The sequence below is a fragment of the Nonomuraea antri genome (assembly GCF_013283785.1).
Taxonomy (GTDB): domain Bacteria; phylum Actinomycetota; class Actinomycetes; order Streptosporangiales; family Streptosporangiaceae; genus Nonomuraea; species Nonomuraea antri.
This window is the reverse complement of record NZ_JABCPZ010000068.1, coordinates 31,256-44,513: the sequence shown is the minus strand read 5'-3', so window position 1 is coordinate 44,513 and position 13,258 is coordinate 31,256. Positions and strand designations below refer to the sequence as shown.

Below are 13,258 nucleotides of genomic sequence, written 5' to 3'. Positions count from 1 at the left end.
GCCGTAGCGGGTGGTCCAGGTGGTGTAAGCCGCGCTTCGCGCCGCCACCGCCGCGTGCGCCACCCGCGCGCTCTCCAGCAGCGCCGGCGCGTGCGCCGCGAACGACGAGCGCCAGATGAGCACCTGCCGCATCCACAGCGGGTTGCCGCGCAGCGGCAGGACCGCCACCCGCGGCCCGGGGTCGTGCAGGGCCTGGCAGGCGGACACCGCGTGCCCGGCGGCGATGAGCTCGCGCCGTACCCCGGCCTCCACCAGCTGGTAGCGTCCGCGCGGTGTGAAACCGGCGCGGGAGCAGGCCTCCAGCAGGTGCTCGGGCCAGCCCATCCCGTCGGGTGGCGGCAGCACCCACGGCTCGCCGGCCAGGTCGGCCAGTTCCACCTCGGCCCGCCCGGCCAGCGGGTGCGAGGCGGGCAGCGCCACGAACACCGGCTCCACCGCCACCACCCCGAACCCCAGCGACGGATGCGGACGAAGCTCGTGCCCCGGGTAGTCGGCGACCAGCGCCACGTCGAGCCGCCCGTTGACCACCATGTCCACCAGCACCCGGACGAAGTGCTCGGTCTGCAACGTGATCCTGGCCTCCGGCATCGCCCCGGCCAGGTTGGCGACCAGCGTGACGACGACCGGGTTCTCGAAGCTGCCCACCCGTACCGCCTGCCCGGCCAGCTCGTACGGTCCCGCGGCCAGCAGGTCGTCCACGCCGGCCAGCACCACGCGGGCCCTGGCCAGCACGAACTCACCGAACGCGGTGGCCGCGACGCCGCGGTGGTCGCGGGTGAAGACGGCGCCGCCGAGCAGGTGCTCGATCCTGCGCAGCTGGGCGGTGAGCGCGGGCTGCGACACGCCGAGCGCGGCCGCGGCCTTCGTCACGCTGCCCTGGTCGGCGATGGCGCGGAGCGTTCGTAGATGCCTGAGCTCCAGCTGCATTTGGCAGAAGCTATCACGCCGGAGTTATGCCCTTATGGGATGAGACTGCCGGACGGCCGCGGCAGATAGTGCATGGCATGCGTAGATTCGCGGCCCTGGTGCTGGCCGCAGCAGTGTTATATGTCCCGACCGCCGAGGCGGAAACCGTGGCGGCGGCCGCCCCCGGCGACGCCACCGTCGTGCCCGTGCAGGTGACCGGCGTGCCCGCCAAGCGGTTCAACCTGATCCTCATGGGCGACGGCTACACCGAGGCCGAGCAGGCCCGGTGGCGGGCCGACGCCGACCGGCACCTCAACGTGATGTGGTCGATCGAGCCGTTCAAGTCGTACCGCAACTACATCAACGTCTACCGGATCGACATCGTCTCCGGTGAGTCCGGCATCAGCTGCGACCCGGACCTGACCTCGCCCAGGAAGACCACCCCGCTGAAGATGGGCTTCTGGGGGCAGTGCAACCCGAACAGCGTCCAGCGGCTCATCACCATGGACAACGCCGCCGCCAACCGCTACGCCAACATGGTCGCGGGCACCGTGTCGGGCAACCGGCAGATCCTGGCGATCGGCAACAGCGAGACCTACGGCGGCGCGGGCGGCTCGTACGCCACCGCCTCGGGCAGCAACGCCATGTCCGCGCTGATCAGCCCGCACGAGCTGGGCCACTCGCTGGGCGGGCTGCAGGACGAGTACGACTACTACCAGCGCGGCGTCCCCGGCGGCCACTACACCGGACCCGAGCCGAACAGCGCGCACCACAGCCTGCTCACCGAGCAGCAGATGCGCGAGCAGCAGAAGAAGTGGTGGCGCTGGCTGGGCGACGACAGCGAGTCGGGCGGCCCGATCGCCCGCTACGAGGGCGGCCTCTACACCACCACCGGCGTGTGGCGGCCCAGCAAGCACTCCATGATGAAGACGCTCGGCTACTACTTCGACCAGGTCAGCCGCGAGGTGATGGTGCAGCGCATCACCGCCAAGACCATGGTGATCCAGGACTCCGCGCCCACCGCCGCGCCCGTCGGCGCCGACCGGGTGCTCTGGGTCGAGCCGATGCGCCCGGTCTCGCACACCCTGACCACCACCTGGAACGTCGACGGCAAGGACCTGCCCGGCGACGCCGACAGCCTGGACCTGCGCACGCTCGGGCTCTCCCCGGGCACGCACACGGTCAAGGCCACGGTGTCGGACCCGTCCGAGTTCGTCCGTGACCCGGCCGTCCGCGCGGCCATCACCAGGACCCGCACCTGGACGGTCGACACCACGCTGACCACCCCGCAGGACGGCGTGCGTCCCGGCTTCGTGTCGTCCACGCCGACCGACCGGCCGCTCGGCCGCGACGACGTGGTCTACGTCGAGACCACCCACCCGGCCGCCGAGGTCCCCGCCGTCACCTGGACGCTGGACGGCAAGCCGCTGGCCGACACCGACGGCGACGTCGACCTGAGCCAGGCGGACCTGGCGCCGGGCGCGCACACGCTCACCGCCGCGCTCGGCGGCGCCACGCTCACCTGGCAGATCGACGCCAGCGCGCCCACCACCGGCTACGAGCTGTCCGAGCCGCTGGTCAGGTCGGGCGACACCTACGTCTACAACGGCCCGTTCTCGATGAAGCTCACCGGCGCCGACGACCGCGACGGCTACGTGGTGTCGGAGTCGCGGGTGGACGGCGACGGCTGGTTCAACTACTTCGGCTGGCCCACCTCCTCCGAACTCCCCTGGACGTTCACCGAGGAAGGCACGGTCATCGACCACCTGACGTACGGCAAGCTGCCGCGCGGCAGGCACACGATCGAGTACCGCTCGATCGACGCGGCGGGCAACTACGGCCAGGCCAAGAGCTTCACGGTCACCACGATCGCGCCGCCGCCGGCCTGCACCGCCACCGTCACGGGCGCGCACCGCGGCCCGCTCACGGTCTCCTCCGGCGTCACCTGCCTCAAGGACGCGCACGTCACCGGCCCGGTCACGGTGCGTGCCGGGGCGTCGCTGGTGGTCCAGGGCGGCCGGATCTCCGGCACGCTCAGCGCCACCGGGGCGGCCGCCGTCCAGCTGTTCAACACCAGGCTCGACGGCGCGCTCAGCGTCGTCAGGAGCTCCGGGGTCGCCGTCGTCGGCGCCGATCTGCGCGGCGCGGCCGTGCTGAGCGGCAACGGCGACGCGATCATGTCCGGCTCGTCGGTGCGCGGCGCGCTCGCCTGCTCGGGCAACACGCCCGCGCCCGCCGACCTGGACGTGCCGAACCGGGTGACCGGCGCGAGCACCGGCCAGTGCGGGACGCTAGCCGCGGGCCCCAAGGGCAAGGCGTACGAGGCGGTCCAGCACGGCGGTGAGTGAGGCGGTGGCCAGATCGCGGACCCTGGCGTACTCGGACTCCGGGTACTGCCGGGGCCCGTTCTCCACCAGCAGGATCAGATACAGGTAGGCACGGTAGAGATCGAGCCGGGTCCGCGCGGCAGGCGTCAGCTCCAGCGGCGTCACCTCGCGGTACCCGGCCAGCAACGGGTCGTCCTCGCTCAGCTCGCCGAAGATCGTCGGAGTGACGAACTCGGCCAGCGGATCGCCCCAGAACGCCCGCTCGTGGTCGATGATGGCCTGGATGCGCGGCGGCCCCGACAGGTCGAGGAACACGTTGCCGGCCCACACGTCGAAGTGCACCAGCCGCGGCGTCGTCACCTCGTCGAGAGCGGGGGCGGCCGCGGCGAGCACGGACATGATCTCGGCGGCCGGACGCGGCAGCGGCGTCGGGTAACGCTCGGTGTCGCCGAGCAGCGCCCCGGCCATCGCCAGGTACGCCTCGCGCCAGGTCGAGCCGGTGATGCCGGCGTGCGGGTAGCCGAACACCTCGCCGGTCACGCCGTTCAGCCTGGCCAGGTGGCGGCCCAGCTCGCGGCGCAGCCCGGCCTCGCCCTCGGGCTTGACGTCGTTCCACGAGACGCCGTCGAGCGCGCCGAGCAGCAGGTAGTCGCCGCCGAGCACCGGATCGTCGAACCCGGCCACGAGCAGCTCGGCCACCGGCACCCCGGCCGCCGCGGCCAGCCCGTAGGCGGCGGCCTCCATGCGCAGCAGGTTGCGCTCGTAGCTGAGCTGGTCGAGCTCGGGCGGCGGCGCCAGCTTGAGCACCACCTCCCGGCCGTCGTCGAGCGTCAGCCGCCAGACCGCGTTCGCGAAGCCGTCGGTCAGCTCGGCCGACGCCCACACGCCCGCGCCGAGCGCGCGCCGGGCCAGGTCGTCGAGCTCGGCGGGGGATAAGCGGCGCTTCGTCCTGCTGTCCACGGGGGGAACCTCGTCTCTCGCTGCGGCGGCCGGCCCGGATGCCGGCCGGCTCAGGCGGCGCTGATCGTCCAGCTCGCCTCGTGCTCCTCGCCCGGGCGCAGCACCACCAGCGCGGTGCCGGAGTTGAACGCGTCGGGCGGGCAGGTCATCGGTTCCACGGCCACGCCCTCGTAGCCGAGCTGCGCCCCCGTGCACACCTGCACCCAGGGCAGCACACGCGGGTCCCATGAGATGCGCACGCCGCCGACCCTGGCCTCGCCCCGCTCCAGCGCGGTGAAGGCGTGGTCGACGTCGACCCCGGCCACCGAACGCGGCTCGGTGAAGTCGAACGGCGAGCCCGCCACGCTCTCCAGCGTGTTGGGCAGCAGCCGCTCGTCGGGGATCAGCACCTCCCACGCCGGCAGGTGCAGGTCGTCGCCGAGCAGCCACGGGTGCGGCGCGCAGCCGTAGGGCGCGTCGGCGTCACCGGTGTTGCGCGCGGTCACGGTGGTGGTGAGCCCGCTCGCGTCGAGCCGGTGCAGCACCTCGAGCTCCAGCTTGAACGGGTAGCCCTTGGCGTGGTCGATGGTGTGCGCGAGGCGGGCGAAGGCGTGCTCGTCCTCGGTCTGCAGCCACTCCACCACCTCCCAGTCGACGCCGGCGACCAGCCCGTGCAGCGCGTGCCCGCGGCCGGGCTCGGTCACCTCCAGCTCGTGGGTCTCGCCCTCGAAGGTGTAGCGGGCATCGCCCACCCGGTTCGGCCACGGGGCCAGGATCGTGCCCGCGTAGAACGGCACCGGGCCGCCCTCGGGCCAGCTGGTGATCAGATCGCGTTCGCCGTGCTTGAGCGTTCTGAGGGCGGCGCCACGCGGGCTGATCTGCGCGGTGTAGCCGCCGCCGGCGAGCTGGGGCACGACAAAGGTCCTCTCGATCGGTTGCCGGGGGTTCGGGGTCAGGATATCGGCTGGTCAGGCGGATTCGCGGAGCACCAGGTGGGTGTCGAGGATCACCACGGGCTGGCGCAGCTCCTCGCCGTTGATGCGGGCCACCAGCAGCTGCGCCATCTGCCTGCCCATGGCCTCGCTCGGCTGGTGGACCGTGGTCAGCGGCGGGTCGGCGTGCATCGCGGCCTTGGAGTCGTCGAAGCCGATGATCGCCACGTCGTCGGGGATCGCCCGGCCCTCCGCCTTGAGCACCCGCATCGCGCCCAGCGCCATCGGGTCGGACGCGGCGAACACCGCGTCGAGGTCGGGATGCGCGGCCAGCAGCTCGGCCATCGCCGTCGCGCCGGACTCCTCGGAGAAGTCGCCGAAGGCCACCAGCTCGGGCAGGCCCGACGGCAGCAGCGCGTCGCGGTAGCCGGCCAGCCGGTCGACGCCCACGCCCATGTCCTGCGGGCCCGCGATGGCGGCGATGCGGGCCCGGCCGAGGCCCAGCAGGTGTTTGACCGCCTGCCTGGCCCCCGCCCGGTTGTCGACGTCGACGTAGCTGTACGGGTCGAGGCCGACCGGGCGGCCGCCGAGCACGGTCGGCACGCCCATCTCCTCCAGCCGCCCGGGCAGCGGGTCGGCGCCGTGCAGCGACAGCAGCAGCACGCCGTCGACGTGCTGCCCCGTCAGGTAGTGCTCAAGCCGCTCGTGCTCCTGCGGAGTGCGCGCCATCGCCAGGATGAGCTGCAGCCCGGTCTCCGACAGCGCCGAGCCGATGCCGCGGATCGTGCCCGCGAAGTACGGCTCGTCGAACACCCGCAGCTGCGACTCCGACACCACCAGCGCCACCATGTCGGTGCGGCGCGTCACCAGCGCGCGCGCCGCCCGGTTGGGCACGTAGCCCAGCTCCCTGATGGCCTTCTGGACGGCGTCGCGGGCCTTGGCGCTGACGTTCGGCGAGCCGTTGATGACTCTCGACACCGTGCCCCGGCCGACCCCGGCCCGAGCCGCGACTGCCTCAAGAGTCGGTCGGTTCATGGCGCCTATTCTGCCGGATGATCTCGGCGTACCAGCGCGCGCTGTCCTTCAGCACGCGTTCCTGCGTCTCGTAGTCGACCCGGACCAGGCCGAAGCGCTTGTCGTAACCCCAGGCCCACTCGAAGTTGTCCATCAGGGACCAGGCGAAGTAGCCCTCCAGCGGGACGCCGGCGTCGATCGCGTCGCGGCAGGCGCGCAGGTGCGCCTCGACGAAGTCGCGCCGCTCGGTGTCGTGCACCCGGCCGTCGACCAGCACGTCCTCGTAGGCGGCGCCGTTCTCCGAGACCACCATCGGGATCGGCGGGTACTCCCGCGCCACCCGGGCGAGGATCTCCGTCAGGCCGCTGGCGTCCACCTCCCAGCCCATCGCCGTGACGGGGTGGCCGCCCGGCAGGAACGACACGTGCTCGCTGCCCACCCACGGCGAGGCCGTCTCGGTGGGCGCAGCCGAGGCCGAGGCGCGGCCGCCGGGGGCGCCGGAGACGAGGTAGCGGCTGTAGTAGTTGACCAGCAGCACGTCGATGGGCGAGCCGATGGTCTTCATGTCGCCCGGCTGGACGAAGCCGAAGTCGACCGGCAGGTCCGCGATCACGTCCTCGGGGTAGGCGCCGGTCAGCAGGGCGTCCAGGAAGAACCGGTTCTGCAGGCCGTCGATGCGGCGGGCGGCGTCCACGTCCGCCTCGCTGTTCGTGGCCGGCGCGACCGGGTACAGGTTCACGCAGCCGCCCACCCGGGCGGCGTTCATGGCCTGCACGGCCAGGCCGTGCGCGAGCAGCAGATGATGCGCGCCCCTGATCGCGTTCCCCGGCTCGCGCCGGCCAGGGGCGTGCTCGCCCGAGGCGTAGCCGAGGAAAGCGGCGCACCACGGCTCGTTGACCGTGCTGAAGGTGTGCACGTGGTCCTTGAGCGCCTCGTGCACGGCCGCCGCGTAGTCGGCGAAGCGGTAGGCCGTGTCACGGTTGGGCCAGCCGCCCGCGTCCTCCAGCGCCTGCGGCAGGTCCCAGTGGTAGAGCGTCAGCCACGGGTCGATGCCGTGCCCGCGCAGCTCGTCGGTCAGCCGCTTGTAGAAGTCCAGGCCCTTGGCGTTGATCGCGCCGGAGCCGTCCGGCTGGACGCGCGGCCACGACACGGAGAAGCGGTAGGCGCTCAGGCCCAGCTCCGCCATGATGGCCACGTCCTCGCGGTAGCGGTGGTAGTGGTCGATCGCGACGTCGGCGTTCTCGCCGCCGACCACCCGCCCTGGCGTCTTGGTGAAGGTGTCCCAGATGGACGTGCCGCGCCCGTCCTCGGCCACCGCGCCCTCGATCTGGTACGCCGAGGTCGCCGCGCCCCAGGTGAAGCCGGTGGGAAAGCGCAGCCCGGCCCGCGTCTGCTCCTCGTAAGTCGTCACGCCTTGACCGCACCTTCCATGAGGCCGCCGACGATCTGGCGGCCGAACATCACGAACACAGCAACGAGCGGAATGATGGACAGCAGGGTCCCGGAGAAGATCAGCGTGTAGTTCGTGGAGAACCTCGCGTTGAGATTGGTGATCGCGATCTGCACGGTCGGGTTGTCGGGCGTCAGCACGATCAGCGGCCACATGAAGTCGTTCCAGAGCAACATGAACGTGTTGATGCCGAGCACCGCCATGCCGGGGCGCACCGCGGGCAGCACCACGTTCCACCAGATGCGCATGGTCGCCGCGCCGTCCACCCTGGCCGCCTCGACCAGCTCGCCGGGCACGGCCTGGCGCGTGTACTGCGTCATCAGGAACACGCCGAACGCGTTGAGCAGGTACGGCAGGATCACCGCGGTCAGCGTGCCGGTCCACTCCAGGCTCACCATGAGCCGGTACAGCGGCACCACGCCCATCTGCTGCAGCGGCACCATCATCGTCAGCAGGATGAGCACCAGCAGCACGTTCTTGCCGCGGAAGTGCAGGCTGGCGAACGCGAACCCGGCCAGCGTGGAGATGATCACGACCGAGATCGTGACCGTGGCCGAGACGATGAAGGAGTTGGTGAGACCGAGCAGGAAGTGGGCGTCCTCGTTGCTCAGCACCGCGGCGATGTTCTCGCCCAGGTTCCCGCCGGGCAGCAGCGCCGGCGGCACCGAGACGGCGTCGGAGTTCGTCCGCGAGGCGATGACGATCATCCAGTACAGCGGGAAGGCCGACATGATGATGGCCAGCGCCAGCATGACCCTGGTCATGAGGGTCGGCGACCAGTTGGTCATTTGGCGCCTCCAAGCCGGCGGACGAACAGGAAGTTGATCAGCGCGCCGATCAGGATGAGCAGGAACAGCAGCCAGGCGGCGGCCGAGGCGTAGCCGTAGTCGAACTCGCGGAAGCCCTGCTTGACCACGAACATCGCGACTGTCTGGAACTGGCCCTGCGAGCCGCCGTCGACGTTGCCGTTGTAGAACGTGGTCGGCTCGGAGAACAGCGTCAGGCCGCCGATCGTGGAGTTGAGCACCACGAAGATCATGGTCGGGCGCAGCATCGGCAGCGTGATCTGCCAGAACTGGCGCCGGCGGGAGGCGCCGTCGATCGCCGCGGCCTCGTACAGGTCCTTCGGGATCGTCTGCATGCCGGCCAGGAAGATGATCGCGTTGTAGCCGGTCCAGCGCCAGTCGACCATCAGGGCGATGGCGATCCAGGACGGGATCCGCTCGGCCCGCCAGTTGATCGGCTCGACGCCGAACCAGCCGAGCACCCAGTTGGCCAGGCCCCAGTCGCGGGCGAAGAGCTGGGTGAACACGATCGCGACCGCGACCACCGAGGTCACCAGCGGGAGCAGCACGCTCATCCGGATGGCCAGGCGGAACTTGATCCGCTTGTTCAGCGCGTTGGCCAGGAACAGGGCCAGCAGCAACTGCGGGACGGTGGCCAGGACGAACATCCCGACCGTGTTGACCACGGCGTTCCAGAAGTCCGCGTCGGCCAGCAGCTCGGCGTAGTTGCCCAGCCCGGCCCACTCGGTCGTGCCGGTCAGGTCGTAGTCGTAGAGCGAGTAGTAGAGCGTGAAGGCCAGCGGGAACAACCCGAAGGCGGCGAACAGGATGAAGTAGGGGGACACCAGTACGTACGGCATCGCCTTGAGGTCGAATCTCGAACTCCAGCGACGGCCGGGCGGGCGGGCGCGGCGGCGGCTGGGCCTGTCCGCCCGCGGCAGGGTGTCGATGCTCATGGCAGACCTTTCGACGACAGGGCCCGGCCCGCTCGTGGCGGGCCGGGCGAGGGATCAGCCCGCGGCCTTGACCGCGTCGTCGATGAGCTGCTGCCACGCCTTGTCGTGGGCGACCGAGCCGTCGTCCATGCCCTGGATGACCGACTCGATGGCGTTCTTGACCTGGGCGTGCTTCACGCCGAGGAACACCGGCTGCAGGCTGGAGGCCGACTTGGCGAAGATGTCGCCGATCGGCGCGTCGTTGAAGTACTCGTTCTTGGCGCCCTGCACGGTCGTGTCGGCCTGGGCCTTGGTGTTGCTCGGCATGTTGCCGAAGTCGGTGAACACGCTGGCCTGGGTGGTGGCCTGGGTCAGGTAGTCGGCGACCATCGCCGCTTCCTTCGGGTGCTTGGTCTGCTTGGGCACCGCCAGCCAGGAGCCGCCCCAGTTGCCGCCGCCGCCGGGCACGGAGGCGACGTCCCACTTGCCCTTGCCGCCGTCGCCGGCGTTGCCGCTGACCACGCCGAGCATCCAGGACGGGCAGCCGAGCGTGGCGAAGGCGCCCTTCTGGGTGCCCGCCGCCCACTCGTCGGTGAAGTTGCGCAGCTTGGCGGTCAGCCCGGCCTGCGTCATCTTCTGCGCGAAGTCGAACGCGCTCTTCACCGCCGGGTTCTTGTCGACGATGAGGTTGTTGTCCTTGTCGAAGTAGGTGACGTTGCCGTTCTTGGCCGCCTCCTGGTACAGGTACACCTGGTAGAGCGTGTTGGTGCCGTCGGTGAACTTGCTGTCCTTCACCTTGCCCTGGAACTGCTGGCCGACCTTGATGAAGTCGTCCCAGGTGGGCCAGAGCGCGCTGACCTCGTCACGCTCGGAGGGCAGACCGGCCTTCTTGAACAGGTCCGCGCGGTAACAGATGCTCATGCCGCCGATGTCGGTGCCCAGGCCGAACAGCTTGCCGTCGGCCGCGACGCCGTTCTCCCACTTCCAGGCGGGGAAGTCGGCCTTGCGGCTCTCCAGGCCGTGCTCCTTGAGGTCCACCCACCATTCGGGGCGGGCCTTGGCCAGGCCCATGCCGCCCTCGTCGATGCCGACCACGTCGCCCGCGCCGTTGCCGGCCTGCAGCCACTGGATCATCTGCGGCCAGTACTGCTGCTCGAACTGGTCGGACAGGCGCTCTTCCTTGATCTGGATGTCCTTGTGCTCGGCGTTCCACTTCTCGATGGCGTTCTTGTAGCCGAAGTTGGAACCGCCGCCGAAGACCTGCACCCGGATCGTGACCGGCGCCGCCGGAGCGGCGGCGGACGAGGCGGGGGCGCTGGCCGACGGGGTTCCGCCGGAACCGCAGGAGGCGACGGTGAGCGCCGCCGCGGCCAGGACGGAGGCCGCGGCAAGACCGCGACGCTTGCTGATCATCATGGTGGACCCCTTCTCGGGTGATGTGGGGGAGGTGCACCGCGGCGCACGCTCCGGCCGCGGTGGGAAGTTCTTGGGAGCGCTCCCACAAAGGGTGCACTTGCTGCCCCTGCCCGTCAATCCACCGAAACCCAACCGTTACCGATACGGCGGTTTTGTGAGGTGAACTGGGACTTCAGGGCAGCAAGTAGGGCGAAAGGCCGTTTGGGAGCGCTCCCATCACTTTCGTGTGCATCTCACCCGCACCCGCGGCCTGACTGCCTGTTATGGCACCCGGACGAGGGCGCGCGGCGATGAATTCCGCCCCCGCCCGGAGTCTCCACGGACGACCCCCGACGATGGAGAGTGAGACACATGACCGAGTTCGTCACGACCGCGGACGGCGTCGAGATCGCCTACGACCGTGAGGGCGGCGGCCGGCCGATCGTCCTCATCGGCGGCGCCGGGCAGTTCCGCGCCGTCGATCCGGCCACCCGGGCGCTGACCACCGAGCTGGCCGGCCGGGGCTTCGACGTCGTGCACTACGATCGGCCCGGCAGGGGCGACAGCGGCGGCGAGCCGCCCTTCACGCTCGACGGCGAGGTGGCGGCGCTGCGCGCGCTGGTCGGGGCCGTCGGCGGGCGCGCGACCCTGTACGGCAGCTCGTCCGGCGGCCTCATCGCGCTGGCGGCCGCCGCCGCGCTGCCCGGCGTCGAGCGGCTGCTGCTGTGGGAGGTGCCGCTGGGCGAGGAGGAGGGCGCCGACGGCGCCGCGCTGCTCGCCGAGATCGAGGGACTGGCCGCCGCCGGGGACCGGGAGGGCACGCTGCGCAGGTTCATGGCCGGCATGCCGCCCGAGTGGTTCGAGGGCATGCGCACCGGGCCGCACTGGCCGCTGTTCGAGCGGATGGCGCCCAGCGTGCGGGCCGACGCCGAGGCGCTGGCCTGGGCGCAGTCCGCGCCCTGGGCCCGGCTGTGGTCGCAGGTCACCGTGCCTGTCACGGTACTGCTCGGCTCGGCGGCGTTCCCGTTCTTCCACGCCGCGGCCGACGCGCTCGTGGCGTCGCTGGCCAGGGCCGAGCGGGCGGAGATCCCCGGCAAGGATCACGGGTGGGAGCCCGCCGACCTGGCCGACGCGATCACCGCCCTGCTCGGCTGAAACGGGTGGTCAGCGCTTCGTGACGGTGACGACGACCTCCGCCGCGCGGCCGTGCGCGACGATCTGGAGCAGGTCGCCGTCCCGTCCGTGCCGGTGCCACCTGGCGCCGGAGACGCCGACCGCGTACTTGGCGAACGGCACCGACACCAGCGTCGTGCGCCCGCCGCCCGGCCGGTACCTGAGCGTGTACACCCCGGTCGCCGGGTCGTAGGTCTCGGCGACCGGCACCCCGGCCACCGACGGCGCGTACGGGCCGAAGGCGGGCTCGGCGCCCGGCGCGGCCTCGCCGTTCTGGTCGAGCGCGCAGTAGCCGCCGGTGGCCGAACGGCACCAGTAGAACATCGCCCAGCCCGCCGCCCAGGTGCTCATCGTGTCGACCTGGGCGCGGACCAGCGCCCGGTTGCCCGGGGTGCGGGTGTTGGGCGGGCCCCACTCGCCGACGATCACCGGCATCCGGCCGGCCGTCGGGTAGATCTTGATGGCGTCGGCGTAGCCGGTGATGAACTGCGGGTTCCGGTCCCAGTCGCCGCCGGTGTTCTCCACGTTGGTGTCGTAGAAGTGCGGGGCGTAGCCGACCCGGTCGTCGGCGAACTGCCGCAGCGCGGTGGGCACGCCGAAGCCGACCAGGACGGTCGGCTCCACGAAGATCCAGGAGCGCCGGTCGAGCGGGCGGATGGCCGCGATGAGCCGGTCGTACATGTCCGAGAGCTGGGTCGACTCGATCCTGGCCGACGCGGTGACCTGGTCCTCGCCCGGCTTGAACTCGCCGAACGGCTCGTTGAACAGGTCGTAGCCGAGCAGGCTGCGGTGCCCGCGCACGGTCCTGACCAGGGTCCGCCACATCTCCACCTGGGCGGCGCGCAGGTCGGGGTCGTCGTAGAGGTGGGTGAAGGCGCGCTGCACGGCCGGGGTGAAGTAGCCGTTGAACCAGTTGCCGGGCTCGGGGTCGAACGGCAGCCCGTCGGTGCGGGTCGCCCATTCCGGCGCGCCGCTGTGGCCGAAGGCGGGGCCGAAGACGTCCTGGTGCATGTCGATCATGACGTACACGCCGTGGCGGTCGGCCCAGCCCAGCACCCGGTCGATGTAGCCGAGGAACTCCCGGCTGTACTTCCCGCGCTCGGGCTCGATCTCCGACCACTGCACGATCAGGCGCAGCAGGTTGAAGCCCTTGCCGGCCAGGGCGCGCACGTCGTCCTCGCGCAGGCGGTCGGTGTCCCACTTGCCGGCGTTGAAGCCGCGCAGGTTCAGCACCCGGCCACTGGCGTCGGTGATGTACGTGCGGCCGTCCGCGGTGGTCAGCTTGCCGAACCCGGGCGTGCCGGAGGCCGCCGATGCCGGCGGCGCGAGCGGCAGGACCAGCGTCACGAGCGTGATCAGGGCGGCGAGGGCGTGTCTGGTTCGGATCCGCATCGGCGTGCTC

At 71.3% G+C, this 13,258-nt stretch carries 11 protein-coding genes; 2 read left to right on the top strand and 9 right to left on the bottom strand.

Annotated features, from left to right (window positions below; all coding sequences use genetic code 11):
- Positions 1 to 927: LysR family transcriptional regulator (locus HII36_RS22955; RefSeq protein WP_173525291.1), on the bottom strand; the 927-nt coding region annotated here is incomplete at its 3' end.
- A gap of 77 nt (positions 928 to 1,004) precedes the next feature.
- On the opposite strand from HII36_RS22955, the gene HII36_RS22950 reads away from it, so the two are divergent.
- Positions 1,005 to 3,254, top strand: coding sequence for a M64 family metallopeptidase (locus tag HII36_RS22950; protein WP_173525290.1), 2,250 nt, complete (start codon positions 1,005 to 1,007; stop codon positions 3,252 to 3,254).
- On the opposite strand, the gene HII36_RS22945 is transcribed toward HII36_RS22950, so the two are convergent.
- Genes HII36_RS22945 through HII36_RS22915 form a run of 7 tightly spaced genes read right to left on the bottom strand, consistent with a single transcriptional unit; the run spans position 3,198 to position 10,704 of the window.
- A complete protein-coding gene (locus HII36_RS22945; protein ID WP_173525289.1) occupies positions 3,198 to 4,193 on the bottom strand; it encodes a phosphotransferase family protein in 996 nt (331 codons plus the stop codon). The two genes, HII36_RS22950 and HII36_RS22945, sit on opposite strands and share 57 nt — an antisense overlap.
- A 50-nt stretch (positions 4,194 to 4,243) precedes the next feature.
- The gene (locus HII36_RS22940; RefSeq protein WP_173525288.1) at positions 4,244 to 5,086 is read right to left on the bottom strand and encodes an aldose 1-epimerase family protein; all 843 of its coding nucleotides are present in this window, start codon (positions 5,084 to 5,086) and stop codon (positions 4,244 to 4,246) included.
- Between the two features lie 54 nt (positions 5,087 to 5,140).
- Positions 5,141 to 6,139 (bottom strand): LacI family DNA-binding transcriptional regulator, encoded by a 999-nt coding sequence (locus HII36_RS22935; RefSeq protein ID WP_173525287.1) that lies wholly within the window; start codon positions 6,137 to 6,139, stop codon positions 5,141 to 5,143.
- Positions 6,120 to 7,529, bottom strand: coding sequence for a GH1 family beta-glucosidase (locus tag HII36_RS22930; RefSeq protein WP_173525286.1), 1,410 nt, complete (start codon positions 7,527 to 7,529; stop codon positions 6,120 to 6,122). Before HII36_RS22930 ends, HII36_RS22935 begins: the two co-directional genes overlap by 20 nt.
- Positions 7,526 to 8,356 carry a carbohydrate ABC transporter permease gene (locus HII36_RS22925; protein ID WP_173525285.1) on the bottom strand — a complete coding sequence of 277 codons (831 nt, stop codon included), beginning with the start codon at positions 8,354 to 8,356 and terminating at the stop codon, positions 7,526 to 7,528. Before HII36_RS22925 ends, HII36_RS22930 begins: the two co-directional genes overlap by 4 nt.
- Positions 8,353 to 9,309 (bottom strand): carbohydrate ABC transporter permease, encoded by a 957-nt coding sequence (locus HII36_RS22920; RefSeq protein ID WP_173525284.1) that lies wholly within the window; start codon positions 9,307 to 9,309, stop codon positions 8,353 to 8,355. Before HII36_RS22920 ends, HII36_RS22925 begins: the two co-directional genes overlap by 4 nt.
- 54 nt (positions 9,310 to 9,363) lie before the next feature.
- Positions 9,364 to 10,704: an ABC transporter substrate-binding protein gene (locus tag HII36_RS22915; protein WP_173525283.1), complete on the bottom strand. Its 1,341-nt coding sequence runs from the start codon at positions 10,702 to 10,704 to the stop codon at positions 9,364 to 9,366.
- 351 nt (positions 10,705 to 11,055) lie between these two features.
- Between HII36_RS22915 and HII36_RS22910 the strand changes: the two genes are divergently transcribed.
- The gene (locus tag HII36_RS22910) at positions 11,056 to 11,838 is read left to right on the top strand and encodes an alpha/beta fold hydrolase (RefSeq protein WP_173525282.1); all 783 of its coding nucleotides are present in this window, start codon (positions 11,056 to 11,058) and stop codon (positions 11,836 to 11,838) included.
- Between the two features lie 9 nt (positions 11,839 to 11,847).
- On the opposite strand, the gene HII36_RS22905 is transcribed toward HII36_RS22910, so the two are convergent.
- Complete coding sequence (locus HII36_RS22905; RefSeq protein ID WP_173525281.1) at positions 11,848 to 13,248, bottom strand: cellulase family glycosylhydrolase; 1,401 nt, start codon at positions 13,246 to 13,248, stop codon at positions 11,848 to 11,850.
- Positions 13,249 to 13,258: the final 10 nt, after the last annotated feature.

Excerpts from the sequence above, each read along its gene's own strand:
- HII36_RS22935 (WP_173525287.1), bottom strand. The coding sequence starts at position 6,139 with ATGAACCGACCGACTCTTGAGGCAGTCGCGGCTCGGGCCGGGGTCGGC.
- HII36_RS22915 (WP_173525283.1), bottom strand. The coding sequence starts at position 10,704 with ATGATGATCAGCAAGCGTCGCGGTCTTGCCGCGGCCTCCGTCCTGGCC.
- HII36_RS22920 (WP_173525284.1), bottom strand. The coding sequence starts at position 9,309 with ATGAGCATCGACACCCTGCCGCGGGCGGACAGGCCCAGCCGCCGCCGC.
- HII36_RS22950 (WP_173525290.1), top strand. The coding sequence starts at position 1,005 with ATGCGTAGATTCGCGGCCCTGGTGCTGGCCGCAGCAGTGTTATATGTC.
- HII36_RS22910 (WP_173525282.1), top strand. The coding sequence starts at position 11,056 with ATGACCGAGTTCGTCACGACCGCGGACGGCGTCGAGATCGCCTACGAC.
- HII36_RS22905 (WP_173525281.1), bottom strand. The coding sequence starts at position 13,248 with ATGCGGATCCGAACCAGACACGCCCTCGCCGCCCTGATCACGCTCGTG.
- HII36_RS22925 (WP_173525285.1), bottom strand. The coding sequence starts at position 8,356 with ATGACCAACTGGTCGCCGACCCTCATGACCAGGGTCATGCTGGCGCTG.